Origin of the sequence: Sphingomonas sabuli (assembly GCF_014352855.1) — a bacterium.
Lineage (GTDB): Bacteria > Pseudomonadota > Alphaproteobacteria > Sphingomonadales > Sphingomonadaceae > Sphingomicrobium > Sphingomicrobium sabuli.
In genome coordinates, this window is record NZ_CP060697.1 from 2,366,616 (window position 1) to 2,390,613 (window position 23,998).

General features: G+C 67.2%; 27 protein-coding genes and 1 tRNA gene. 22 read left to right on the forward strand and 6 right to left on the reverse strand.

Annotated elements, in window-relative coordinates; translation table 11 throughout:
- Nucleotides 1-13: 13 nt before the first annotated feature.
- A complete protein-coding gene (locus H8M03_RS11805; RefSeq protein ID WP_187479620.1) occupies nt 14-1,285 on the reverse strand; it encodes an MFS transporter in 1,272 nt (423 codons plus the stop codon).
- Between the two features lie 35 nt (nt 1,286-1,320).
- Complete coding sequence (locus H8M03_RS11810; protein ID WP_187479621.1) at nt 1,321-2,199, reverse strand: alpha/beta fold hydrolase; 879 nt, start codon at nt 2,197-2,199, stop codon at nt 1,321-1,323.
- 167 nt (nt 2,200-2,366) lie between these two features.
- Here H8M03_RS11810 and H8M03_RS11815 point away from each other — a divergent pair, with 167 nt between their 5' ends.
- The gene (locus H8M03_RS11815; RefSeq protein ID WP_187479622.1) at nt 2,367-4,124 is read left to right on the forward strand and encodes a DUF885 domain-containing protein; all 1,758 of its coding nucleotides are present in this window, start codon (nt 2,367-2,369) and stop codon (nt 4,122-4,124) included.
- Here the strand turns inward: H8M03_RS11815 and H8M03_RS11820 are convergent.
- A complete protein-coding gene (locus tag H8M03_RS11820) occupies nt 4,121-5,353 on the reverse strand; it encodes a cation:proton antiporter (protein WP_187479623.1) in 1,233 nt (410 codons plus the stop codon). The genes H8M03_RS11815 and H8M03_RS11820 overlap by 4 nt on opposite strands.
- A 45-nt stretch (nt 5,354-5,398) precedes the next feature.
- On the opposite strand from H8M03_RS11820, the gene radA reads away from it, so the two are divergent.
- The 6 genes from radA to H8M03_RS11850 all read left to right on the forward strand — a co-directional run bounded on the left by radA (nt 5,399) and on the right by H8M03_RS11850 (nt 11,459).
- Nucleotides 5,399-6,763 carry a DNA repair protein RadA gene (gene radA / locus H8M03_RS11825; RefSeq protein WP_187479624.1) on the forward strand — a complete coding sequence of 455 codons (1,365 nt, stop codon included), beginning with the start codon at nt 5,399-5,401 and terminating at the stop codon, nt 6,761-6,763.
- 14 nt (nt 6,764-6,777) lie between these two features.
- Nucleotides 6,778-7,206, forward strand: coding sequence for a DUF4440 domain-containing protein (locus H8M03_RS11830; protein WP_187479625.1), 429 nt, complete (start codon nt 6,778-6,780; stop codon nt 7,204-7,206).
- A 132-nt stretch (nt 7,207-7,338) separates the two neighbouring features.
- Complete coding sequence (locus H8M03_RS11835) at nt 7,339-7,869, forward strand: CvpA family protein (RefSeq protein ID WP_187479626.1); 531 nt, start codon at nt 7,339-7,341, stop codon at nt 7,867-7,869.
- A gap of 58 nt (nt 7,870-7,927) precedes the next feature.
- On the forward strand, nt 7,928-9,238 hold the full coding sequence (gene cysS, locus H8M03_RS11840; protein ID WP_187479627.1) for a cysteine--tRNA ligase: 1,311 nt from the start codon (nt 7,928-7,930) through the stop codon (nt 9,236-9,238).
- Nucleotides 9,235-9,657 carry an iron-sulfur cluster assembly scaffold protein gene (locus H8M03_RS11845; RefSeq protein ID WP_187479628.1) on the forward strand — a complete coding sequence of 141 codons (423 nt, stop codon included), beginning with the start codon at nt 9,235-9,237 and terminating at the stop codon, nt 9,655-9,657. The genes cysS and H8M03_RS11845 overlap by 4 nt, the downstream gene beginning before the upstream one ends.
- Nucleotides 9,654-11,459, forward strand: a complete 1,806-nt coding sequence (locus tag H8M03_RS11850) for a cation:proton antiporter domain-containing protein (protein WP_187479629.1) — start codon at nt 9,654-9,656, stop codon at nt 11,457-11,459. The genes H8M03_RS11845 and H8M03_RS11850 overlap by 4 nt, the downstream gene beginning before the upstream one ends.
- On the opposite strand, the gene H8M03_RS11855 is transcribed toward H8M03_RS11850, so the two are convergent.
- A complete protein-coding gene (locus H8M03_RS11855) occupies nt 11,456-11,998 on the reverse strand; it encodes a shikimate kinase (RefSeq protein WP_187479630.1) in 543 nt (180 codons plus the stop codon). The genes H8M03_RS11850 and H8M03_RS11855 overlap by 4 nt on opposite strands.
- Nucleotides 11,999-12,071: 73 nt before the next feature.
- On the opposite strand from H8M03_RS11855, the gene H8M03_RS12930 reads away from it, so the two are divergent.
- The 5 genes from H8M03_RS12930 to H8M03_RS11875 all read left to right on the forward strand — a co-directional run bounded on the left by H8M03_RS12930 (nt 12,072) and on the right by H8M03_RS11875 (nt 17,372).
- Nucleotides 12,072-12,206 carry a hypothetical protein gene (locus H8M03_RS12930; RefSeq protein WP_281399866.1) on the forward strand — a complete coding sequence of 45 codons (135 nt, stop codon included), beginning with the start codon at nt 12,072-12,074 and terminating at the stop codon, nt 12,204-12,206.
- Complete coding sequence (locus H8M03_RS11860) at nt 12,190-13,959, forward strand: hypothetical protein (RefSeq protein ID WP_187479631.1); 1,770 nt, start codon at nt 12,190-12,192, stop codon at nt 13,957-13,959. The genes H8M03_RS12930 and H8M03_RS11860 overlap by 17 nt, the downstream gene beginning before the upstream one ends.
- A 38-nt stretch (nt 13,960-13,997) precedes the next feature.
- Nucleotides 13,998-14,843, forward strand: coding sequence for a tyrosine recombinase (locus tag H8M03_RS11865; RefSeq protein WP_246449255.1), 846 nt, complete (start codon nt 13,998-14,000; stop codon nt 14,841-14,843).
- Between the two features lie 34 nt (nt 14,844-14,877).
- Complete coding sequence (locus H8M03_RS11870) at nt 14,878-15,819, forward strand: acetyl-CoA carboxylase carboxyltransferase subunit alpha (RefSeq protein ID WP_187479633.1); 942 nt, start codon at nt 14,878-14,880, stop codon at nt 15,817-15,819.
- 83 nt (nt 15,820-15,902) lie between these two features.
- The gene (locus tag H8M03_RS11875) at nt 15,903-17,372 is read left to right on the forward strand and encodes a M48 family metalloprotease (protein ID WP_187479634.1); all 1,470 of its coding nucleotides are present in this window, start codon (nt 15,903-15,905) and stop codon (nt 17,370-17,372) included.
- 8 nt (nt 17,373-17,380) lie between these two features.
- On the opposite strand, the gene H8M03_RS11880 is transcribed toward H8M03_RS11875, so the two are convergent.
- Both H8M03_RS11880 and H8M03_RS11885 read right to left on the reverse strand, forming a co-directional pair.
- Complete coding sequence (locus tag H8M03_RS11880) at nt 17,381-17,563, reverse strand: Flp family type IVb pilin (RefSeq protein WP_246448892.1); 183 nt, start codon at nt 17,561-17,563, stop codon at nt 17,381-17,383.
- 86 nt (nt 17,564-17,649) lie between these two features.
- Nucleotides 17,650-18,432, reverse strand: a complete 783-nt coding sequence (locus H8M03_RS11885) for a methyltransferase domain-containing protein (RefSeq protein WP_187479635.1) — start codon at nt 18,430-18,432, stop codon at nt 17,650-17,652.
- Between the two features lie 45 nt (nt 18,433-18,477).
- Between H8M03_RS11885 and H8M03_RS11890 the strand changes: the two genes are divergently transcribed.
- From H8M03_RS11890 to H8M03_RS11935, 10 genes are all read left to right on the forward strand, one after another.
- On the forward strand, nt 18,478-19,215 hold the full coding sequence (locus H8M03_RS11890) for a ComF family protein (protein ID WP_187479636.1): 738 nt from the start codon (nt 18,478-18,480) through the stop codon (nt 19,213-19,215).
- Nucleotides 19,216-19,229: 14 nt separating this feature from the next.
- Complete coding sequence (gene grxC / locus H8M03_RS11895; RefSeq protein ID WP_187479637.1) at nt 19,230-19,490, forward strand: glutaredoxin 3; 261 nt, start codon at nt 19,230-19,232, stop codon at nt 19,488-19,490.
- Nucleotides 19,487-20,314, forward strand: coding sequence for a carbon-nitrogen hydrolase family protein (locus H8M03_RS11900; protein ID WP_187479638.1), 828 nt, complete (start codon nt 19,487-19,489; stop codon nt 20,312-20,314). Before grxC ends, H8M03_RS11900 begins: the two co-directional genes overlap by 4 nt.
- 51 nt (nt 20,315-20,365) lie before the next feature.
- Nucleotides 20,366-20,442: transfer RNA gene (locus H8M03_RS11905), tRNA-Arg, on the forward strand.
- A 25-nt stretch (nt 20,443-20,467) separates the two neighbouring features.
- Nucleotides 20,468-20,761 (forward strand): DUF6356 family protein, encoded by a 294-nt coding sequence (locus H8M03_RS11910; protein ID WP_187479639.1) that lies wholly within the window; start codon nt 20,468-20,470, stop codon nt 20,759-20,761.
- Nucleotides 20,751-22,061, forward strand: coding sequence for an FAD/NAD(P)-binding protein (locus tag H8M03_RS11915; RefSeq protein WP_187479640.1), 1,311 nt, complete (start codon nt 20,751-20,753; stop codon nt 22,059-22,061). Before H8M03_RS11910 ends, H8M03_RS11915 begins: the two co-directional genes overlap by 11 nt.
- The gene (folE, locus tag H8M03_RS11920) at nt 22,058-22,669 is read left to right on the forward strand and encodes a GTP cyclohydrolase I FolE (RefSeq protein WP_187479641.1); all 612 of its coding nucleotides are present in this window, start codon (nt 22,058-22,060) and stop codon (nt 22,667-22,669) included. Before H8M03_RS11915 ends, folE begins: the two co-directional genes overlap by 4 nt.
- A gap of 7 nt (nt 22,670-22,676) precedes the next feature.
- Complete coding sequence (locus tag H8M03_RS11925) at nt 22,677-22,934, forward strand: hypothetical protein (protein ID WP_187479642.1); 258 nt, start codon at nt 22,677-22,679, stop codon at nt 22,932-22,934.
- Between the two features lie 38 nt (nt 22,935-22,972).
- Complete coding sequence (locus tag H8M03_RS11930) at nt 22,973-23,767, forward strand: thymidylate synthase (RefSeq protein WP_187479643.1); 795 nt, start codon at nt 22,973-22,975, stop codon at nt 23,765-23,767.
- A 71-nt stretch (nt 23,768-23,838) separates the two neighbouring features.
- Nucleotides 23,839-23,979 (forward strand): entericidin EcnA/B family protein, encoded by a 141-nt coding sequence (locus H8M03_RS11935; protein WP_187479644.1) that lies wholly within the window; start codon nt 23,839-23,841, stop codon nt 23,977-23,979.
- Nucleotides 23,980-23,998: the final 19 nt, after the last annotated feature.

Genomic DNA, 23,998 nt, shown 5'->3' on the forward strand with positions numbered 1-23,998 from the left:
CGGCTTGAACAGGTCACACGCCGCCGGGAATGACCGATCCGTCGGGTGGCGGCTCCTCCGGCGACTCGAACGTCCGCGCACGGCGCAGTTCGGGGAAGATCGCGGCCCAGGTCAACGTGACCAGCACGGCGGCGACCCCGCCTCCAGTCGTGGCCACCACCGGTCCCAGGAAGGCGGCGGCAAAGCCGCTGCGCGTTTCGCCCAGTTCATTGGAGGCGGAGATGGCCAGCGTCGACGCCGCGCTGACCCGCCCGCGCATCGCGTCGGGGGTGTGCAGCTGGATCAGGGACTGGCGAATGTAGACGGAGAACATGTCGGCCGCGCCGAGGATCGCCAGCATCGCCAGCGACAGCGGATAATAAGTGGAGATGCCGAAGATTGCCGTCGCAGCGCCGAAGATGACGACCGCGGCGAGCATCTTCACCCCGACGTTGGTCCTGAGCGGATAGATCGAGAAGACGATGGCGGTGACGGTCGCGCCCAGCGCGGGGGCGGCGCGCAATGGCCCCAGCCCCTCGACGCCGACGTGGAGGATGTCGCGGGCATAGAGCGGCAGCATCGCCGTCGCCCCGCCCAGCAACACCGCGAACAGGTCGAGCGTGATTGCTCCGAGCACCAGCCGGTTGCGGCGAACGTAGCGCAACCCTTCGACCATGCGCTGGATCGGCTTGCCCGGCGCGATGGTGGATCGCGGCACCGGGCCGACGAGGAACAGGCAGACCGCGGACACGCCGAACAAGGCGGCGCTGAACGCGTAGGGCAAATGCGGGGTGACGTCGTAGAGGAAGCCGCCGATCGCGGGACCGGCTATCGCGCCCGCCTGCCATGCGGTCGAGCTGAGCGCGATCGCGCGCGGCAGCAGGTCGCGCGGGACCAGGTTCGGGGCAAGCGCGCCCAGTGCCGGGCCGGCGAACGCCCGCGCGACACCGAGCAAAGCAGCGATGGAAAAGAGGATCGGCAGGCTGACGTGCCCGCTCCATGTCGCCCAGAACAGGGACAGCGCGCAGAGCATTTCCAGCAGGATGACGGCGCGGGCAATGTGGCGGCGGTCGAGCCGGTCGGCGACCCACCCGCTGACCGGCGTCAGGATGAATAGCGGGATGAACTGGACCAGGCCGATCAGTCCAAGCTGGAACGCCGCGTCGTGAATCGGCATCGATTCCCGGGCGATGTCGTAGACCTGCCAGCCGATGACGATCACCATCGCCATTTGCGCGATGGTGGTCAGCAGCCGGGCCAGCCAGAACGCCCGGAAGCCGGGTAAACGAAGCGGGGCGGGGATCACGCCCCGCCCCTAATCGGCCTTGGCTATGCCCGCAATCAGGCGGGTTCGGCGGCCAGTTGCGGCTGATCCGCGCCGACGCCCGGCACGCCGGCGCCAAGGAAGTCGACCAGGTCGGTGGCCAACCGTTCCTTTTCGATGGCGAACAGGCCGTGGGCGCTGCCGTCATATTCCTTCAGTTCGGCGTGCGGCACCTTGCGGGCAACCTCGCGCGCGCTGGTATCGATCGGAACGGTCGCGTCCTCGGTGCCATGGATGATCAAGGTCGGAATGCCCTCGAAATTCGGCAAGTCCGGCCGGAAGTCGGTGGTTGCGAACGCCTTGGCGGCGGCCAGCGTCGGGCGCAGGCCCGCCATCATCGCCTGACGCCAGAAGTCGTCGAGGACCGCGTCGCTGACCGGGTGGGACACCATGCCGACGCCGAAGAAATCCTTGGCGAAATCCTGCATGAAGGCGGCGCGATCCTGCTTCATGCTCTTCGTCATCTCGTCGAACGTCGATTGCGGAACGCCGTTGGGATTGTCGTCGGTCTTGAGCATGTAGGGCACGACCGAGCTGATCAGGACGGCCTTGGACACGCGGTCCTTGCCGAACTTGGTGATGAAACGCGCGACTTCGCCGCCGCCCATGGAAAAGCCGACGAGCGCTACCGGCCCCTGGATGCCGGCATCGTCGAGGATCGCGGCAACGTCCTCGGCGTAAGTGTCATAATCGTGGCCGTCCCAGCTCTGTTCCGACCGGCCGAACCCGCGGCGATCAGGCGCGATGATGCGCTTTCCGGCCTCGACCAGCGCGATCGCGGCGGAATCGAACGTGTCGGCGGTCAGCGGCCAGCCGTGCATGAGGACGACGGGGTCGCCCTTGCCCCAATCTTTGTAGAACAGCGAGCATCCGTCTTTGGCTTTGGCGTAGGGCATTATGAATTTCTCCTTCTGTCCCCGGCGAACGCATCGGCGGATGCCCGCGTTGCCGACGCCGATACCCGCTTAAGGCCAGCCGCACCGCCAGCACGACGAAGCTTCGGCGCGGGTGGACGCGGCGGCCCGATCGGGCGACAAGGGAGCGAGAGAGGGAGAGAAATACCATGAACACAGGCAGGTTTCTGGTCTGCGCGGCAGCGGCCGCGATCGTAAGCGGCTGCAGCACGGTTCCGCCGCCCGTGGCGGCGGTGCCGGTGGTCCCGGTGGCCGAAGCTCCGCCCGCTGTCGCTCCGGCCGACAATGGCTGGGCCGGCTTCCTACAAAGCTACATCGACAGTTCCTTCCGCGCGAACCCGCCGTTCGCGGTGTCGTCGGGCAAGCACGAATATGACGGCAAGCTGCCGGACTGGAGCGAGGCCGGGCTGATGGCCGAGCGCGAGCGGCTGAAACAGGCAATTGCCCGGGCGCAGGCGTTCGACCCCGCTAGCCTGAGCGAGACCCAGCGGTTCGAGCGCGATTATCTGATCGCCAACGCGCGCGGCAACCTGTTCTGGGAGGAAGTCGCCGACCAGCCGCACACCAATCCGGCTTATTATGCCAATAACCTCGGCCCGTCGGTCTACGTCAGCGTGCCCTATGCCGCGGCCGACGTGCGGATGAAGGCCTATGTCGAATATCTGCGCAACGTGCCCACCGCGCTGCAGCAGATGCAGGCGAACCTGCGCACGCCGCTGCCGATTTCATTCGTGGATTACGGAAAAAGCGCGTTCGGCGGTTACGCGGAATATTATGTCGGCGACGGGATGAAGGCGTTTGCAGGCGTCGGCACCGCGGCCGACCAAGCGGCGCTCAAGGCTGCGTCGGAGGCCGCGTCGGCCGCGATGAAGCAGACCGCCCAATGGATCGAAGCGCAACGGCCCAATGCCGGCACCAACTTCGCACTTGGCGCTGGTCGGTTCAGCCAGATGCTGCGCGATACCGAAATGGTCGATCTCCCGCTCAGCGAACTCGAAGCCATCGGCCGCGCCGATCTGGCGTCGAACCAAGCGCTGCTGCGCGAGGCTTGCGGCCGCTATGACCCGGGCCAGTCGATCCAGCATTGCATGGACAAGATGGGCTCCAACAAGCCCGAAGGCGGCGCCGTCGCCGGAGCCCGGGCGCAGCTGGCGGGGCTGAAGCAATTCCTGATCGAAAAGGACCTCGTGTCCATTCCCGGCACAGAGGAAGCCAAGGTCGAGGAAGCGCCGCCCTATCGCCGGCAGAACTTCGCCTACATCAACATCCCCGGACCGTATGAAAACGGCCTGCCGTCGGTCTATTATATCGCGCCGCCGGACCCCAGCTGGACCAAGGAAGTCCGCGACGGCTTCGTGCCCGGAGAGGCGGACCTGCTGTTCACCTCGATCCACGAGGTTTGGCCGGGGCACTTCCTCAACTTCCTCCACGCCAACCGCTCGCCGCACATCTTCGGGCGCGTCTTCGTTGGCTATGCGTTCGCCGAAGGCTGGGCGCATTACACCGAGGAAATGATGCGCGTTGCCGGGGTCGGCGGCGGCAGCGACGAAACGCTGATCGGGCAGATCTCCAACGCGCTGCTGCGCGACTGCCGCTATCTGTCGGCCATCGGCATGCATTCCGGCACGATGACGCAGGAGCAAAGCTACCAGCTGTTCCGCGAGCAATGCTTCCAGGATGAAGGCAACGCGCGGCAGCAGGCGGCCCGCGGCACCTACGACCCGGCCTATCTCAACTACACGCTGGGCAAGCTCATGATCCGCAAGTTGCGGGACGACTGGACCGCGACGCGCGGCGGCAGGGCGGCGTGGAAACCGTTCCACGACCAGTTCCTCAGCTACGGCGGCCCGCCGATTCCGCTGGTTCGGCAGCAGATGCTGGGCGGGCAGGCGAAGGCCGCCTTCTAAGGCTCGTAGGTCTCGGTGGACGCGGCTTCGGCCGGGTCCGCCGACCCGCGGGTCAGGTGCAGCCGCCGGATCAGGCCCGGCATCGTCAGTCCCTGGATGAAGATCGAAAAGGCGACGACGATAAAGGCGGTGACGACGATCTCCATCCGCTCCGGCACGTTGGCCGGAAGCGCCAGCGCCAGCGCCAGTGCCAGCGCGCCCTTGAGCCCGCCCCAGAACAAGACGTGCTGGTAGGGGAGAGATAGCTTGAGCCTGGTCGGTGCGAACACCGCCGCCAGCGGATAGATCGCCAGCAGCCGCCCGATCAGCACCAGGCCGATGGCCAGCGACGCGACCTGCAGGCTGACCAGCCCGATCGGCTGGGTCGCTTCGTGCATGCCGATGAGGATGAAGACGAAGCTGTTGGCAAGGAAGGCGAAGAATTCCCAGCTGGCGAGCACGTGCGGCCGGCCTTCGTCCGAAATCGCGCCCATCCAGCCGATGTTGCCGACGACCAAACCGGCGGTCAGCGAGGCGAGTACGCCCGACGCGTGGAAATGCTCGGCGATCAGGAACGAGCTATAGGCGGTGATGGCGGTTAGCGTGATTTCGACCAGATGATCGCGCGTGCGCCCGGCGATCAGCAGGATTGCACCGGCCACCGCGCCGCCGATCAGGACGCCGCCGATCAGCGTCCAGGCGAATTCCGGAACGATCGTCGCTGCTTCGGCAGGGGCCCCGGCGGCGATTCCGGCCAGCACCGCAAACGCGACCGCGACAACGCCGTCGTTGAGAAGGCTTTCGGATTCGACGACGATGGCAAGGCGCTTTTCGGCGTGCATTTCCTTGAACGCGGCGATGACCGCGACCGGGTCGGTGGCGGCGATCAGCGTTCCGAACAGCGCCGCGCCGATCCAGCTCCACCCGGCAAGGTAATGCATTCCCGCTGCGACAACCGCGGTAGCTATGGCCACGCCGCCAAAGGACAGCAGCAGCGTCACCGGAAGCTCGCGCCGGAATTTCTTCCAGTTGAGTTGCAGGGCCGCCTCGAACACGAGCGGCGGCAGGAAGACGTTGAAGATCAATTCGCGCGACAGCGGCAGTTCGGGCGTGTCGGGAATCATCGCGATGGCAAGGCCCGCAGCGACCAGCCCGACGCTGTAGGGCAGGCCGATGCGGCGGGTGCCGATGGCGATGAGACTGGCGACCAGCAGCAGCAGGCCAATGGTCATGAAGGGAATTTCGGACATGCCCGACCTCTAGGATAGGCGGCGCGGATTGGCTAACTTGCCCGCATGGCGAAAGCGAAAAGCCGATATACATGCCAGGCCTGCGGGTCGGTGACCCCGCGCTGGCAGGGCCAGTGTCCCGACTGCGCGGAATGGAACACGCTGGTGCAGGAAGCGGCCGAGGTGACCAGCATCTTCGCCGCCAAGCACAACCTTCAGGGCGGCGGCCGGAAGATCGAGCTGGTGGGGCTCGACGCGCCGGCCAAGCTGCCCGAACGGATCGCCAGCGGGGTCGCGGAATTCGACCGCGCGATCGGCGGCGGGATCGTGCCCGGATCGGCGATGCTGGTCGGGGGCGACCCGGGCATCGGCAAGTCGACGCTGCTGCTGCAGATCTGCGCCAGGCTGGCCAGCGCCGGTCGCGATGTCGTGTACGTGTCGGGCGAGGAGTCGGCGGAGCAGGTGCGGTTGCGCGCGCTGCGGCTGGGCCTTGGCGGCGCGCCGGTCCGCCTGGCCGCGGCGACGTCCGTGCGCGACGTGCTGACGACGATGGGCGAAAGCGCGCCGGACCTGCTGGTCATCGATTCCATCCAGACCATGCACAGCGACCTGATCGAAGGCGCGCCGGGCACGGTCAGCCAGGTGCGCGCCTCGGCGCAGGAACTGGTCCGCTTCGCCAAGGAACGGGGAACCGCCGTCATCCTCGTCGGCCATGTCACCAAGGACGGCAGCATCGCCGGCCCCCGCGTGCTCGAACATATGGTCGACACGGTGTTGAGCTTCGAAGGCGAACGCAGCCACCAGTATCGCATCCTGCGCGCACTCAAGAACCGCTTCGGCGGTACCGACGAAATCGGCGTGTTCGCGATGGAGGGCCAGGGTTTGGCCGAGGTCGACAATCCCTCGTCGCTATTCCTGACTCGCCGCGACGAACCGGTCAGCGGCGCCAGCATCTTTCCGGCGATCGAGGGCACGCGCCCGGTGCTGGTCGAAATCCAGGCCCTGGTCGTGCGGCTGGCGTCGGGCGCGACCCCGCGCCGCGCGGCGGTCGGGTGGGATAGCGGGCGGCTGGCGATGATCCTCGCCGTGCTCGAAGCCCGCTGCGGGATCAGCTTCGCCACCGCCGAAGTCTATCTCAACGTCGCCGGCGGCTATCGGCTCAGCGATCCCGCCGCCGACCTTGCGGTCGCCGCGGCGCTCGTCTCCGCGTTGTCGGAGCGTCCGATCCCGGCGGAGGCGATCGTGCTCGGCGAAATTGCCCTGTCCGGGGAAATCCGGCCGGTCGCGCATGCGCCGCTGCGGCTCAAGGAGGCGGCCAAGCTCGGCTTCGAGAGGGCATGGGTGCCCAAGGATGTGAAGCCGGCCGACGGCATCGGCGCCACCCATTTTGCCAATCTGCGCGCGCTGGTGGACCAGATCCTCGGCCGTTAAGTGAAGCAGGGATCATGGCCGACATTCACGCAATCATTGAAACCATGGAGCATCGCTTGATGCGCGCCTGGTTAACTGGCGACACCAAGACCCTGAAAGCGCTGACATCGCGCAATTTCCGGATGGTCGTGGGGTCCAAACCGGCGGTCATCCTCGATTCCAAAAGCTGGCTTGCGGCAGCGGGCGTCCGTTTCCGCTGCAAATCCTATCGCTTCGGCGACATCTATGCCCGCTCGGTTGCCGGAGTTGCGGTGTTCGCGACGCAATTGGATCTGGAGGCGACGCTGGACCGCGAGGACTGGTCCGGCAAGATGTGGGTCACCGACTTGTGGAAGAAGTCGCGGGTCCGGCGGCGCTGGCACCAGGTCGAGCGGATATTGTCGCTACAGGACGAACGCTCGGATGTCGCCGCCGGAGTGCGGTCGCTGCAGCTCTGGCGGTAGCGGCATCGAAAGGTAGTTGCGGAGCTACGGCGACCCGCGACGATCGCCCGATCACCTGCGAAGTAACGCCGGTCCGCTAACCGTCGCGTCCATGCTCTTCCTTCGGCGCATCGGCTAAGCTAGCCGGAACAGGTGAGCGCGCTCGACATCTTCGTCCTGTTGCTTCTGTTCGGCGGCGGCGCAGTCGGCTTCGTGCGCGGCTTTGTCTACGAAGTGCTGTCGCTGCTGGCCTGGGCGGCGGCCATCGCGATGATCAAGCTGTTCCATACGCAACTGACCGGCGGACTGGGCGGAGCTGTGGGAACGCCGGCCGGCGCGTCGGTTCTGGCCTTCGCGCTGCTGTTCCTGCCGACTTTCATCCTGGTCAAGGTGCTGGCGCGATCGATCGGCGGCAAGATGCGGCGGTCGATCCTGGGACCGATCGACCGGCTGCTCGGCGGCGGCTTCGGGGTCGTGAAGGGCCTGCTTGCGGCGACGCTGTTCTTCCTTTTCGCCAACCTCGCCACGGACATGATTTACGGCGCGGATGCCGACCGGCCGGCGTGGATGACCAGTTCGCGCACCTATCCGCTGCTGAACGCCAGCGGCCGAGCGATCGTCGACTGGGTCGAAACCCGCCGGCTGGAACCGGCCCCCTTCGGCAGCGCCGCCGGGCAGGAATAAAGACATGCGTCCCGTCCGCCACTAGCGCGGGCGTACGGTCCGGCTTAACGGGCCAAGGATGATCCGGCTGTACGACACCATGGCGCGCGAAAAGCGCCTGTTCGAGCCCGCGGACCCGAAGCGCATCACGATGTATGTGTGCGGGCCGACGGTCTACGGCCGCGCGCATATCGGCAATGCCCGGCCGGCGGTGGTGTTCGACACGCTGGCGCGGCTGATCCGGCACCAGTTCGGGGCGGACAGCCTGACCTATGCCCGCAACGTCACCGACGTCGACGACAAGATCATCGCCGCCGCGACCGCGGAAGGCGTGGACCCGTCGGTGATCACCGAGCGGTACGAGCAACATTATCTCGACGACATGGGCGCGCTGGGCGTGCAGCCGCCGACGGTGGCGCCGCACGCAACGCAGGAAATCGGCGCGATGATCGCGATGATCGGAGCGCTGATCGACGGCGGCCACGCTTACGCCGCCGAGGGCCACGTGCTGTTCGACGTGACCAGTGATCCGGATTACGGCCGGCTGAGCAACCGCGACCGCGAACAGATGATCGCCGGCGCACGGGTGGAAGTCGCGCCCTACAAGCGCGATCCGGCCGATTTCGTGCTGTGGAAGCCGTCGCCCAAGGACGTGATCGGCTGGGATTCGCCGTGGGGCCGGGGGCGGCCGGGCTGGCACATCGAATGTTCGGCGATGATCGAGGCGCACCTTGGCCGGACGATCGACATCCACGGCGGCGGGCTGGACCTCATCTTCCCGCATCATGAAAATGAAATCGCGCAAAGCCGCTGCGCCCATCAAGGCGCGCCGCTTGCCCGCTATTGGGTGCACAACGGCTTCGTCGACATGGGCGCGGAGAAGATGTCGAAGAGCCTCGGCAACATCATCACGCCCGCCGACCTGATGGATCGCGGCCACGATGGTGAAACGCTGCGCCTGGCGCTGGTGTCCGCGCATTACCGGCAGCCGCTGCCATGGACCGACAGCCTGATCGAGCAGAGCAAGGCGACGCTCGACGGCCTGTATCGGGCGGCGGGAGATGCCGAGCCCGGGGAGATCGACCCGAGCGTGGTCGACGCATTGAGCGACGACCTCAACACGCCGCTGGCGCTATCGCGGCTGAACGCAATTGCCGACCCGGCAGTCTTGCGTGCGAGCGCATCGTTGCTTGGCCTGCTGACCCAGTCGGCGGACCAATGGTTTCGCGGCGGCGGTGACGATGCGGATGTCGAACGGCGCATTGCCGAACGCGCCGCAGCCAAGGCCAGTCGCGACTTCGCCACCGCAGACCGGATTCGCGACGAATTGAAGGCGGACGGCATCCTTCTTGAAGACGGGCCGGGCGGCACCACTTGGCGCAAGGCATGAACGCTCCCCTTTACACCATCGACATCCTGCGGCTGGCGAGCGCGCTGCCCGCGCCGGCGGCGCTGGACCGCATTGACGGCACGGGCGTCGAACGGTCGCCGACCTGCGGCAGCACGGTGACGACACGGGTCCAGCTCGACGACGCGAGGTGGATCGAGCAGGTGTCGCAGGACGTGCAGGCCTGCGCCTTTGGCCAGGCGGCGGCGGCGATCGTCGCCCGCCACGCCACCGGGCGGACGGGCGACGAGGTAGAGACAGCGCTGGAGCAGCTGTCGGCATGGTTGTCGGGTCAGCGGGACGTGCCGCCGGACTGGCCGGGCTTCGAAACCCTGGCTTCGGCGCGCAGCCGCGCCTCACGGCATCCTGCCATCCTCTTGCCGCTGCGCGCGCTCCGCGCGGCGATTGAAAGCGCACGATGACCGAGACCGAACAGGTCGCCCAGACCACTTCGCTGATCCTCGAAAGCTCGGCGATCATGCTGGTGTTCGCGCTGATATTCGTCACCCTGTTCCGCAAGATGAAGCTGGGCGCGACGCTCGGCTATATCGTCGCCGGCGCGATCATCGGGCCGCATATGCTGGGGTTGATCGAAGACCCGGAAAACACGCTTGGCATCACCGAAATCGGTATTGCGATGCTGCTGTTCATCGTCGGTCTGGAGCTTCGGCCGAGCCGGCTGTGGCGCTTGCGCAAGGACATTTTCGGGCTTGGCCTCGCCCAGGTCGTGCTGTGCGGCCTCGCGCTGTCCATGTTCATCCATTTCGCGCTTGGCGTGACCCCGGCGGCAAGTATCGCCATCGGCATGCCGCTGGCGCTGTCGTCGACCGCGCAGGTGTTGCCGATGCTGCGGTCCGACGGGATGCAGAATACGCCGCGCGGCGAGCGGGCGTTCTCCATCCTGCTGCTGCAGGACCTCGCCATCGTGCCGATGATTACGATCATCGCCGCGATGTCGCGCGTTGCGCCCGATCCGGCGGTGCCGACGGGCTGGACGCTGGCACTCTACACCGTGGCGGCGGTCGCCGGGCTGGTGGTCGCCGGGCGCGTGATCCTCAACCCGCTGTTCCGGCTGGTCGGCCGGCTGGGCGAACGCGAACTGTTCATCGTCGCCGGCCTGACGACCGTTGTCGGCGCCGCGGCGCTGATGCACGCTTTGCACTTGTCTGTCCCGCTGGGCGCCTTCGTCGCCGGCGTGATGCTCGCCGAATCGCCCTACCGGCACGAAATCGAAAGCGACGTCGAACCGTTCCGCTCGATCCTGCTCGGCCTGTTCTTCCTCGCCGTTGGAATGACGCTAGACCTTGCGACAATTGCCGCACGGCCGTTGTTCGTCGTCGGCATCGCGGCGTCGGTGATCGTCATCAAGTGCGGGTTGATCGCGGTGCTCGCGCGCCTGTTCGGCAACCGTTGGCACGCCGCCATCCGCCTTGGCCTGATGCTCAGCCAGGCCGGCGAATTCGGCTTCGTCTTGTTCGCTCAGGCGGCGGCGTCCGGGCTGATCCTGCCCGAAGCCGCCTCGCTGTTCGGTGCCATCGTCACCCTGTCGATGGCCAGCACGCCGTTCCTGATGCGCCTGACGGACTGGCTCGACCGGCGCGAAGGCGCCAGCGCAGATGGCCTCGACGGCCCCGAAAAATCGCCCGAGTCACAGGCGATCGTCGTCGGGTATGGCCGCTTCGGCCAGACCGTTGCCCAGATGATGATGGCCAAGGGGATCGCCGTCACGCTGATCGACAAGAAGCCGGAAATGATCGAACGCGCCGACGAGTTCGGCACCAAGGTCTATTATGGCGACGGCTTGCGACTGGAGCTGCTGCGGACCGCCGGCGCCGAAACCGCCAAGGTCATTGCCTTTTGCAACGACAATCAGGACGGCGACCTGACGAACGAGGCCCTGGCCGCCGTGCTCGAGGCGTTTCCGCAGGCCGCGGTGATGGTCCGCACGTTCGACCGGGTGCACCTGATGGAGCTCGACCAGCTCGATCTCGCTTTCGCCCAGCGCGAAATGTTCGAAAGCGCCATCACCATGGGCCGCGCGGCGCTGGACGCGATCAAGATCAATCCGGTCGAGGTCGATCGGGTCGAGCGCGAATATCGGTCGCGCGATTGCGAGCGGCTGGAGCGTCAGAGCCGCTCGGGCGACCTCCACGCGGGGGAAGAAATCGTCTTCGCGCCGGACCGGCCGCTACCGGACGATCAGGCGGCCCCGGCCAAGGCCTAGGCCCGGCCCAGATGCTCCTCGAGCGCTTCGACGATGGTCTCGACGACATTGCTATGGGCGCCTTCGCCGCTCGTCACCCGGATGTGCGCTTCGGAATAAGCTGCCCCGCGCGCCTTCGATAATTCTTCCAGCGTACCCTTGGGATCGGGCGTGCGCAGCAGGGGCCGGGTATCGCGCCGCCCCGTCCGCTCGGCCAGCACGTCTATCGGCGCGTCGAGCCAGACGGTGATCGCACGCTCGTTCAGCAATTTGCGCGTGCGCGGGTCGACGAAAACGCCGCCGCCGGTCGCGATGACCCGCACCGACCCGTCGATCAGACGCGCCACCAGGCGCCGTTCGCCGTCGCGGAAGTCGGCCTCTCCGTACCGTTCGAACATTTCCGCGGGCGAACAGCCGGCCGCATCCTCGATCTCGTCGTCGCTATCGACGAACGGCAGGCTCAGCCGCCGGGCCAGCCGCCGGCCGACGGTCGACTTGCCTGCACCCATCAGGCCGACGAGAACGATTGGACGATCAAGGTGCTTGGAAAGCTTTTCCATTGGCGGGGCCTATACAATTGCCCCGAAGGTCGGGCAAAAGCGCCGCTTCCCAATATTCAACCCGGAAGGGCCGATGCCGCGAGCCGTAGTATTCCTGATCGTCATCCTCGTCATTCTTGCAGGAGCGATCGCCTTCCTGTCCAGTCAGGCGAGCGAAGTGCCGACCCAGCCAACCGAGATCGACGTCACGAATGCCACCACTAACTAGGCGGTTCCTGCTCCTGGCCAGCGCCGCGGGTCTCGCGATCCCGGCGATCGCGCAGGTGCAGGAGGCCGCGCCGCCCGCGCCGGCGACGACGCAGCCCGCTCCGGCCACGCCGGCCCCCGCGCCAACCCCGTCCCCGAGCCCGGCGCCCGCCGTTTCGCGGCCGAGCACCGCGGTGGTTGACGACGTGGTCGAACAGGACGTGACGCTGGAACCGCCGCCCCCGCCGGTCGAATATCCGGATTTCGCGCAGCGCAATCCCTTCGTCACCGGTGCGCTCGACCCGGCGAGCGCCGGGCTCGGCACCGATCCGTGGGGCCAGGCGCGCGGCGCCTTCCTCGAAACGCTGATGCGGCGGATGAAGACGCCGGTTGCTTCGCGCTGGGCGCATATCGGCCTGCGCAATGCCATGCTGGCAAGCGCGCGTGCGCCGCGCGGCATCAATCCCGTCGACTGGGCAGCCGAGCGCGCCTGGCTGTTGCTTCGCCTGGGTGAGGCGGACGCGGCCGAACTGGTGATCGCCAGCGTCGACACCGACAAGTTCACGCCCAAGATGGCGCAGGTCGCGGTACAGAGCGCGCTCGCCAATTCCGATCCGCTTGCCCTGTGCCCGGTATCGGACTCCGTCCAGAAGGCGGAACCGCGGGTGACCGCGCTGGTCCAGGCCATTTGCGCCGGCCTCAATGGCGAGCCGGAACGGGCCAAGGCGCTGATCGAATCCGCCCGGCGGCGCGGAACGGTCGGCGGGATCGATCTCGCCCTGGCGCAGAAGGTGGTCGGCGCGACCGCTGACACGGGCACTGCGGCGACGATCGAATGGGAACCGGTGCAGGCGCTCACCGCGTGGCGCTACGGCCTCGCCACGGCGACGGCGATGAGTCCGCCCGAACGGCTGATGACGGACGCGCCGACGCAGGTACGTGCGTGGTACGCGACGGCACCGATGATCCCGCTGCGGGACCGGCTGGAATCGGCGCGGATCGCAACCGGGCTTGGCGTGCTGTCGTCGCAGGCGCTGACCGATTTCTACGCCTGGATCTATGACGCCACCGACCCCAATGAATTGAGCGGAAGCGACGGCTGGCAGCTGCGGCTGGCCTATGCGGCGACCGATCAGGCGTCGCGCCTGTCCGCCATGCGCCGCTTGTGGAAGCTGGGCGAATCGCGCGTGCTCAAGGAATCCTCGCGTGCATTGCTGGCGCGGGCGTCCGCACGCATCGCGCCGAGCACGGAATTGCAGGACGAAGCGCCCGAACTGATCGCCTCGATGCTGGCCGCGGGCATGGACCGCGAAGCGGCCCGGTGGAAGGACGCGGTCGCCGGGATGGACGACGAGCAGGCCGACCAGTCATGGGCGATGCTCGCGCTCGGCGCGCCCGAAGGCAGCGTCGATGTGTCGGCTGCGCGGGTCAACGATTTCATCGGCCGGGACGACAGCCCGCGCAAGAAGCGCAGCGCGCTGCTGGTCGCCGGACTGGCCGCGCTCGGCCGGCTCGACGCCGGTGCCGCATCGCGCCTCAACGGCCGCTATGGCCTCGACATCCAGCGCGCGTCCGGCTGGACCCAGATGATCGACGGCGCGGCCCGCCGCAATCAGCCGGGCAGCGTGCTGGTGCTGGCCGCCAGCGGGCTGCAGGCAGCGGACTTCGATGCCGTGCCTTCGTCCCACATCTTCCACATCGTCATGGCCCTTCGGAATAGCGGCCAGGAATTCCTGGCGCGGATGGTCGCCGCCGAGGCGCTCTCGCGGACGTGAGCGCGGACGATCCGGCGCTGGTCGACCGCTTTCTCGACATGTTGAGTGCGGAGGCCGGCGTTTCGCCCAATACGCTCGCCGCCTATCGCAACGACCTCGCCAAGGCGCGTGAGGCCCTGCACGGCAACCTCAGCGGAGCGAAGCGGGAGGCGCTGGCCCGCCTTGGCGCGCAATGGGCCGACCTGGCCGCCTCGACGGTCGCCCGGCGCTCCTCCGCGCTTCGGCGCTTCTACGGTTTCCTGGTCGATGACGGCATCCGGCAGGACGATCCGTCGAGCGCGCTGCCCCAGCCCAAGCTGCAGCGGCCGCTGCCCAAGGTGCTATCGGTGGCGGAGGTCGAAGCCATGTTCGAGGGCGTGTCCGCCCGGGCGGCCAGCGGCGAGGCGCTGGCACAGCGCAATCTCGCTTTGCTGGAACTGCTCTACGGATCCGGATTGCGGGCGAGCGAAGTCATTTCCCTGCCGCGCGGGGCGGTCCGCGACGGCCAGCCATTCCTAATTCTTCGCGGAAAGGGGGCCAAGGAAAGACTGGTGCCCGTGTCCGGCCGGGCCGAAGCGGCGGTTCGGGAATGGATCGCCAACGTTCCGAAAGCCAGCCTGTGGCTGTTCCCCAGCGGCAAGACCCATCTTAGCCGCATGCGCCTGTATCAACTGGTGCGCGCCATGGCCGCCGACGCAGGCATCGCGCGGGACCGGATCAGCCCACACGTGCTGCGCCATGCCTTTGCCACGCACCTGTTGTCGGGCGGTGCGGACCTGCGCGTGTTGCAGTCGCTGCTGGGGCACGCGGACATAGCGACGACGCAGATTTACACCCACGTCGATGCCGCCCGGCTGGTGCAACTGGTCAACGAACGCCACCCGTTGGCCGACCGTTCGCGTTGACGGCCACGCCGATGCCGCTTACCCGCCGCTGCCGATGCTGACCTATCTCGATTTTGAAAAGCCGATCGCCGAACTCGACTCGCGCGTCCGCGAGTTGCGCGAAACGTCCGACAACGGCGATGTCGACCTGAAACCCGAAGTGGAGAAGCTCGAGGCCAAGGCGTCGAAGCTGCTCACCGAAACCTATGCGAAGCTGTCGCCGTGGCAAAAAGCGCAAGTCGCCCGCCACCCGGAACGTCCACATTTCAAGAATTACGTCGCTGCGCTGGCCGACGACTTCATGCCGCTGGCCGGCGACCGCTCGTACAGCGAGGACCCGGCGATCGTCGGCGGCTTCGCCCGCATCGACGGACGCAAGGTGATGCTGATCGGCCATGAAAAAGGCGAGGACACCGCGTCGCGCCTGCGGCACAATTTCGGCATGGCCAAACCAGAAGGCTATCGCAAGGCCGTGCGGCTGATGCGCCTGGCCGACCGCTTCGGCCTGCCGGTCGTGACCCTGGTCGATACGCCCGGCGCCTTTCCGGGTGTCGAGGCGGAAGAGCGCGGCCAGGCCGAAGCCATCGCCCGCGCGACGCAGGAATGCCTGGACCTCAAGGTCCCGATCATCGCCGCGATCGTGGGGGAGGGCGGGTCCGGCGGCGCCGTCGCGATCGCCACTGCCAACCGGGTGCTGATGTTCGAACATGCCATTTACTCGGTCATCTCGCCCGAAGGCTGCGCGTCGATCCTGTGGCGCACCGCGGACAAGGCGGCCGACGCCGCCGAAGCGATGAAGATCACCGCCAACGACCTGCAGGCGCTGGGCGTGATTGATCGCATCGTGAAAGAGCCGGTGGGCGGCGCGCACCGCGACCCCGCCGCCGCCATCGAGACGCTGAAGTCGGCGATCGCGGAGGAGCTGGTCGGCTGCGCGGCAATGACCGCGGACCAGGTGCTCGCACAGCGCCGGGAAAAATTCCTCGCCATAAGCTGAGCGCGCGCCGGAACCGCGCCGGTCATCTCCCGTTCAAAACAGCCGCGTAGCTTTGCGCTGAAGAAGGAATGGGAGAGGCCCCGATGCGCCTAGCGCTGCTGTTGATTTCCGCCGCCGCCGTAACCGCCCCGCTGGCGGCGTCCGCGCAATATGGCGGGCGCATGCTCGACCCGCGGCTGGTTGCGGAAGCGCAGCGCGAACATGCCGGGCTGGTGCAGGAATATGGCGGCGCGGAGACCGGGCAGCGCGCGGCCTATGTCGATTCGGTCGGACGCCGCGTTGCGGCCTATTCGGGCATCGCCAATCCCGGGTCGGCCTATCGCTTCACCCTGCTCAATTCCGCGGTCGAAAACGCCTTGTCGGTCGGCGGCGGCTATATCTACGTTACGCGCCAGCTGATGACGTTGATGAACGACGAATCGGAACTGGCCTTCTCGCTGGCGCACGAGGTCGCGCACGTTGCTGCCGGCCACGCGATTTCCCGCCAGCAGGTGGCGCAGCGCCCCAGCATCGGCACCATCCTCGGCTCCATCCTCGGCGGCATCGTCGGCGGCGGCTTCGGCAGCTCGATCGCGCAAATGTCGCAGCGCAACGACCAGCTGCGGCTGTTGAGCTTCTCGCGCGACCAGGAATTTCAGGCCGACACGCTGGGCATGCGCTACATGATCGCCGCCGGTTACGATCCGGCCGGCGCGCCCAACGTCCTGACCGCCTTGTCACGTAACAGCGCGCTGCAGGCTCGAATCCAGGGTCGCGACAACCGCGAATTGCCGGAATGGGCTAGCACGCACCCGGACAGCGCCAACCGCGCCATGCGCTCTGTGCAGGAAGCGCGCGCCAGCGGCCGGCTGGGCAGCGGGGTCACCAACCGGACCACGTTCCTGCAAAGCCTCGATGGCGCCTATGTCGATGACGATCCCGAACAGGGCATCATCGATGGCCGCAGCTTCACGCACCCCGACCTCCGCATGCAATTTTCGGTCCCGGTCGGATATCTGATGCAGAACGGAACCGACGCGGTGACGATCACCGGGTCGGCTGGCAAGGCGCAGTTCGGCGGCGGCGGTTACACCGGAACGCTCGATACCTACATCTACCGCGTGCTGCAGGAATTGGGCGGAAGCCAGCGGATCGCGCTGCCCCCGCCGCAGCGCACGGTCATCAACGGCCTCGAGGCCGCCTATGCCACGACCCGCGCCAACGCGTCGAACGGGCCCGTCGACGTTAGCGTCGTCGCTTACCAGTGGGCGCCGGGCACCGTGTACCACTTCGTGATGATCACCGCGGCGGGCAGCGGCATGGGGCCGTTCGCTTCGATGATCAGCTCGCTGCGCAAGATCACCCAGGCCGAAGCGTCCGCAATCCGCCCGCGGGTGATGGATGTCGTTACGGTGGGACCGCGCGACACGGTACAATCGCTGGCCGACCGCATGGCCTATCGCGATTTCAAGCTGGACCGATTCCTGACGCTGAACGCGCTCGCGCCAAACGCCCGGCTCGCGCCGGGCCAGAAAGTGAAAGTCGTCGTTTACGGCGTGCGCCGGCGAAGCTGACCGTTTCCTTACATCGATTCGGAAACGGTATTGCTAAGCGCCGACCAGCCGCCACCGACACCGCCACCAAGGGCGGACAGGCCGCCCATCATGGCAATCACGATCATCGCGGCAATCAAGCCATATTCAATCGCAGTCGCACCGCGCTCATGCGCGAAGAGCCTGCGCAAATTCTGTCGGATAGCGTCCAAGCCACCCTCCTCTGGTCCACGTCCACAATGCCTCAATTACTCACGAAAAGTTAACAAGCTGTGCCGGGGACTGGGTTAACGCGGCTTCAGCCCTGCTCCGCCGGGGACCAGCCGGTGAAATGCAGGATTTCGAACGTCTCCACGGTCCGTTCGCCTTCGCCGCTGGAAAAGCTAGCCGCGGCCGCCGCGAGAGCGATCCTGCTGACGGGGCGGCGCGGACGGGCCGACAAGATGTTGGTCGCTCCCATTGCCCGCAGGTCGCGCACCAGCGAGGCGAAATCGCGGTAACTGACGGACAGGCGGTCGACATCGACCACCGGCATTGCGAAGCCGGCGGCGGACAGCAGCCCGGCCAGGGCGCCGGGCTCGATGCGTGGATGGATGTGCGGACTGGCGCCGCCCGACACGGCATCCGCTGCGCGCATCGCGTCGCGCAGGCGCGGCAAGGTTGCTCCCCCCGACATGGCACCGATCAGCAGGCCATCCGGCCGCAACGCAAATCGCAACCGCAGCAGCGCGCCCGGCAGGTCGTTGACCGTATCCAGCGTCCCGATCGCCACGACCAGGTCGAAACTGCCCGGCTCTACGTCCAGCGCATCTTCGGCCATCGCCTGCCCGCCGGCGGCCTGCGCGAACAGCGGCGCCGGATCGACCACCGTCACCTTTGGCGCAATCGCCGCCAACTGTCCTGACCATTGCGGGTTGGCCGACCCGACCAGCAGCGCCGATTCGAACGTGCGACGAACGATCGCCAGCCGGTCGATGATATCCTCGAACGCGCGGTCGTGCGCGAACAGCGCCGGCCCGGTGCGGGCGGCCCGGTCGCGGCGAAGCGCGCGGGCGCGCATGTCGAACAGGGGTTCGGTCATCGGCGGCGCTTGTGCGACGGCGGCGGCTGCGCGACAAGGGTGGCGATGCAGCTCGACCGCGCCGCGCAGACCGTCCTTCGCTCGCTGCTCGACTTCGCCCTGCCGCCGCGCTGTTCCGGGTGCGGCGTAATCGTCAACGAAGTCGACAGCTTTTGCCCGCCGTGCTGGACCAAGCTGGAATTCCTCGGGCCCGGCGGCTGCCAGCATTGCGGAATCCCGCTCAATGCGACCGACGCCGAAACGTGCGCCGCCTGTCTCGCCAAGCCGCCGCGGCTGGATCGTATCCGGGCGGCGGTCGCTTACGGCGACATCAGCAGTTCGATTGCCATGCGCCTGAAGTACGGCCGCAAGATCGCGCTGGCGCGGACCATGTCCCGCTACATGCGGCCGCACCTTGCCGGGCTTCCCGACGACGCGGTGCTGGTGCCGATCCCGCTGCACCGTGCGCGGCTGTGGAGCCGCAGTTTCAACCAGTCCGCCTTCGTCGCCCGAGCGCTGGCGCGCCAGACCGGTTTGCCGGTCGAGGTGGACGCGCTGAGGCGCGTACGCGCGACCCCGCCGTTGCGCGGGATGGGGACGCGGGAGCGGCGACGCACCGTAGCCGGCGCTTTTCGCGCCCGGCCGGGCGCGGACCTGCGCGGGCGGACCATAATCCTGGTCGACGACGTTTATACCAGCGGGAGCACCGCCAACGCCTGCGCGCGGGTGCTGAAACGGGCCGGCGCGGCGCGGGTGGACCTGGTTAGCTGGGCCCGGGTAATCCGGCCTGCGCAAGTCACTTAATTACGGGAAGACACGTGGCCAAAGTCGAAATCTACTCCAAGACCTATTGCGGATTCTGCGTTCGCGCCAAGTCGCTGCTCGAAGCCAAGGGCATCGCGTTCGATGAAATCAACATCGATGGCGGTGGCCCCCGCCGCGACGAGATGATCCAACGCGCCAACGGACGCACCACCGTGCCGCAGATCTTCATCGACGGACGGCATGTCGGCGGCTGCACCGACCTGTTCGCGCTCGACCGCGAAGGCGAACTTGACGGAATGCTTGCCCGGCCGTGACCCGGCTGGCGATTTTCCAGTCGCGGACCGGTGTCGATCCCGACGCCAATGCGGCCGCGCTGGTCGCCGCGATCGAAGACGCGGCGGATGGCGGCGCGGCGATGCTGTTCACGCCGGAAATGTCGGGCCTGCTCGATCGGGACCGCGACCGGGCACGTTCGAACGTCCGGACCGCGGAAGACGACCGCGTCCTTGCCGCCTGCCGCGACGCGGCCCGCCGCACCGGGCTTTGGGTGCACCTTGGCTCCGTGGCTGTGGCGGCCGGTGGCGACAAATTCGCCAATCGCGCTTTCGTCATCGATTCCGGCGGCAGCGTCCGTGCGAGCTATGACAAGATCCACCTGTTCGACGTCGATCTGCCGAGCGGGGAAAGCTGGCGCGAATCCAGCGTCTACGCCGGCGGCAGCGAGGCTGTGGTGGTCGACGGCACGCCGGTCGGCAAGCTTGGCCTGACCATCTGCTACGACTTGCGCTTTCCGGCGCTGTTCCAACGGCTCACTGATGCCGGCGCCGCCGTAGTTGCCGTGCCGGCCGCCTTCACCGTGCCGACCGGCAAGGCGCATTGGGAGGTGCTGCTCCGCGCCCGGGCGATCGAGGCCGGTGTTTTCGTGGTCGCCGCCGCCCAGTCCGGGCTCCACGAAGACGGCCGCGAAACCTACGGCCATTCGCTGGTCGTCGACCCATGGGGCGAAGTACTGCTCGACATCGGCGAAACCGTCGGCGTGGGCTTCGTCGATATCGATCTGGCCGAGGTCGAACGTGTTCGAGAACGCATTCCGGCGATCAGCCACCGTCGGCCAATCGCCGAACCGGTGCTGCGCTGACGCCAAGCGAATTGAAGTCCCGCGCAAGGGCCCGTATCCGTGACGCGGGCTGGCCCCGTAGCTCAGCAGGATAGAGCATCAGATTCCTAATCTGAGGGCCACTGGTTCGAATCCAGTCGGGGTCACCAGAAAATTTGACGAGGATGCAGGAACATGGCGGCGGTCGAACAGCGTAATATCCAGCGGAACGGCCGGCAGGGCGGCCTCGGCCGGCTGTTCGTCGACCACCCGCGCGCGCTGGGGATGAGCTGGGCAGCCCATGGCATCGGCGCGGTCCGGATCGGCGCGGAGCTGATCGGAGCCGGGCTGGCGGCCATCGTCCACGCCGCCGTGCCGGGCATGTTCACCGACACCGCCGGGCGTACCGTCGCCCGCATTTACGACCACATCCAGCAACGCAAGGCGGGCGCGGCCAACCCCGACGACTGGCCCGACTATGAAATCTGACCGGTCGGTCCCGGTTGTGATTGTCGGAGCAGGCTTTTCCGGGACGATGGTCGCGGCGCATCTGGCGCGGCGCGGGATCAGGTCTTTGCTGATCGAACCGCGCGACGTCGCGGGGCAGGGCACCGCCTTTTCGACGGCCGATCCGGCGCACCTGCTCAACGTCCCTGCGGGCAAGATGAGCCCCTGGCCCGACGCGCCCGACGACTTTGCAGATATCGCTGGCGAAGGGGACGCGTTCGCGCCGCGCCGGGATTATGGCGGCTACCTGCGCGCCATCCTTGATGACGCAGTCAGCGACGGCGCGACGGTCGTCCGCGACCGCGCGCTATCAGCGAGCAAGGCCGACGGCGGCTGGACGGTCGAGCTGGAATCCGGCGAGCGGATCGGCGCCGACGCACTGGTGATCGCGATCGGCAACCAGCCCCCGGACGCGCCGGCCTATGCCGCCACTGCGGGGGAGCGGCTGATCGGCAACCCGTGGGACGAGCAGGGGCGCGCTGCAATCGCCGATGCGGCCGCGAACGACCTCGACGTAATGATCATCGGCACGGGCCTGACGATGGTGGATATCGTGCTGTCGCTGGACAGTGCCGGGCACGGCGGTCGCATCCTAGCCCTGTCGCGGCGCGGTCTTGCCCCGCGCAGCCATGCCGCGAGCGATCTCGCGCCAGTCGAGCTGGACGACGTGCCGGCGGGCGACGCGCTGGCACTCCTGCGCTGGTTGCGCGACCGCAGCGGCGCCGTTGGCTGGCGCGCGGCGGTGGATTCGCTGAGACCGCATACGAAAGTGCTGTGGCAGGGTCTTGGCGTCGAGCAGCAGCGGCTGTTCCTGCGCCATGCGCGCCCGTGGTGGGACGTGCACCGCCATCGCATCGCGCCGCAGGTCGCGCAGCAGGTCGCCGATCGCGTCGCGGCCGGTACGCTGGAAATCGCCGGCGGCCGGATCCTCGGCATGGATCCGATCGGCGACGGAATCGATGTCCGCTTTCGCCGGCGCGGCGACGAAGCGGTCGAACGCCGGCATTTTGGCTACGTCTTCAACTGCACCGGCCCGTTGCACGACATCGGCCGCACCCGCGATCCCTTGCTTCGCCAGATGCTCGACGACGGGCTTGTTCGCCCCGATCAACTCGGCATCGGCCTTGCCGTCGGCGACCGGTCGCAGGCATTGGGCGCGGATCGCCTGTGGGCGCTGGGCGCGTTGACCAAGGGGCGCTATTGGGAAATCATCGCGGTTCCCGATATCCGGGGACAGGCGGCCGACGTGGCCGCCGACATCGCTACGGAGCTTGCCCAATGAGCCCGACGCCTGACGACGGCGATCTTTTCGAAGCGCCGGCCAAGCTGCCGGTGCCGGACGACGTCCAGGAAGCGGTGCGCACGCTGATCCGCTGGGCCGGCGACGATCCCGACCGCGAAGGCCTGCTGGAAACGCCCAAGCGCGTCGCCCGGGCGTGGAAGGAATATGCGGTCGGCTATGGCGAGGATCCGGCGGTCCATCTCAGCCGCACGTTCCACGAAGTCGGCGGCTATGACGAAATCGTGCTGTTGCGCGACATCCCGTTCCAGTCGCATTGCGAACATCACCTGGCGCCGATCATCGGCAAGGCGGCGATTGCCTATCTGCCCAGCGACAAGGTGGTGGGGATCAGCAAGCTGGCGCGCGTGCTTCACGGCTATGCCCGCCGGCTGCAGGTGCAGGAACGGCTAACGGCGCAGGTCGCGGACTGCATCTGGGAGCATCTGGAGCCCAAGGCGGTCGCGGTGGTGATCGAGGCCAGCCATTCGTGCATGACCGCGCGCGGGGTCAACACGCCCGGCGTGATGATGACCACCAGCCGGATGATGGGCATTTTCCGCTCCGACGAGCGCAGCCGCCGCGAAGTCCTCGCGCTGATGGGCTACTGACCGCGGCGTGGCCAAGGCGACCCGCAAGGTTCGGCTCAAGGTCTTCCGCACCGCAATCGGCTTCCATGATGCCTTCGTCGCCGTGCCCAGCCGCAAGGCCGCGCTGGAAGCATGGGGCGCGGGCACCGACCTCTTTTCGCTGGGCGCCGCCGAAGAAGTCACCGACGCAAAGCTGATGAAAGCGCCGCTCCAGACGCCTGGCGAGGTGGTGAAAGTGCCTCGCGCCACCGAGAAAGAACATTTGTCGGCGCTCAGGAAAAGCTGATCCGTTGAGTTTCCGGCCCCCCATATTAGGGTAGCGGAATGCGCCAGTATCTCGACCTTTTGCAGACGATTCTCGACGAGGGCACGCCCCAGTCGGACCGCACCGGGACCGGCACGCTAACCCGTTTCGGCGCGCAGCTGCGGTTCGACCTCGCCCAGGGTTTCCCGTTGCTGACGACGAAGAAGCTGCACCTGCGCTCGATCATCATCGAACTGCTGTGGTTCCTGCGCGGCGACACCAACATCGGGTGGCTCAAGGATCGCAAGGTGCGCATCTGGGACGAATGGGCCGACGACAATGGCGACCTCGGACCGGTTTACGGCAAGCAGTGGCGCGACTGGGAAACGGCCGACGGCCGGCACATCGACCAGATCGCCAATCTCGTCGACCTGATCCGCAACGATCCGTCATCGCGGCGGCAGATCGTCACCGCCTGGAACCCGGGCGAGATCGAACGGATGGCACTGGCGCCGTGCCACTGCCTGTTCCAGACGCAGGTCGCGGCCGGGCGGCTGAACCTGCAGCTTTACCAGCGCAGCGCCGACATGTTCCTCGGCGTGCCGTTCAACATCGCCAGCTATTCGCTGCTCACGCACATGCTGGCGCGCGAATGCGGGCTGGAACCGGGCGTGTTCGTGTGGACCGGCGGCGACTGCCACATCTATTCCAACCACATGGACCAGGTGCGCGAACAGCTTGGCCGCGAGCCGCGCCCGTTGCCCAAGCTGCTGCTCAAGGATCGCGGTCAGTCGCTCTTCGATTATGAGGCGGAGGATTTCGCCTTCGAAGGCTATGACCCGCACCCGCATATCGCCGCTCCGGTAGCGGTTTAAAAAACCGGATGGCGGCAGGGAGCCGATTCGTTCCTGCCGCGTTTCGTTTGGGCTTAAGCAGGAGATTTTACATGTTCCAGAAGTTCACCACCGTGCTCATCATCGGTGCCGCTCTCGCCACCGCCGCCTGTAACACCGTCCGTGGCGCCGCCCGCGACGTCAACTCAGTTGCGAACTGCACCGAAAACGCCATCAACGGCGGTCAGTGCTAATCGACTAACTTCCCGCGGC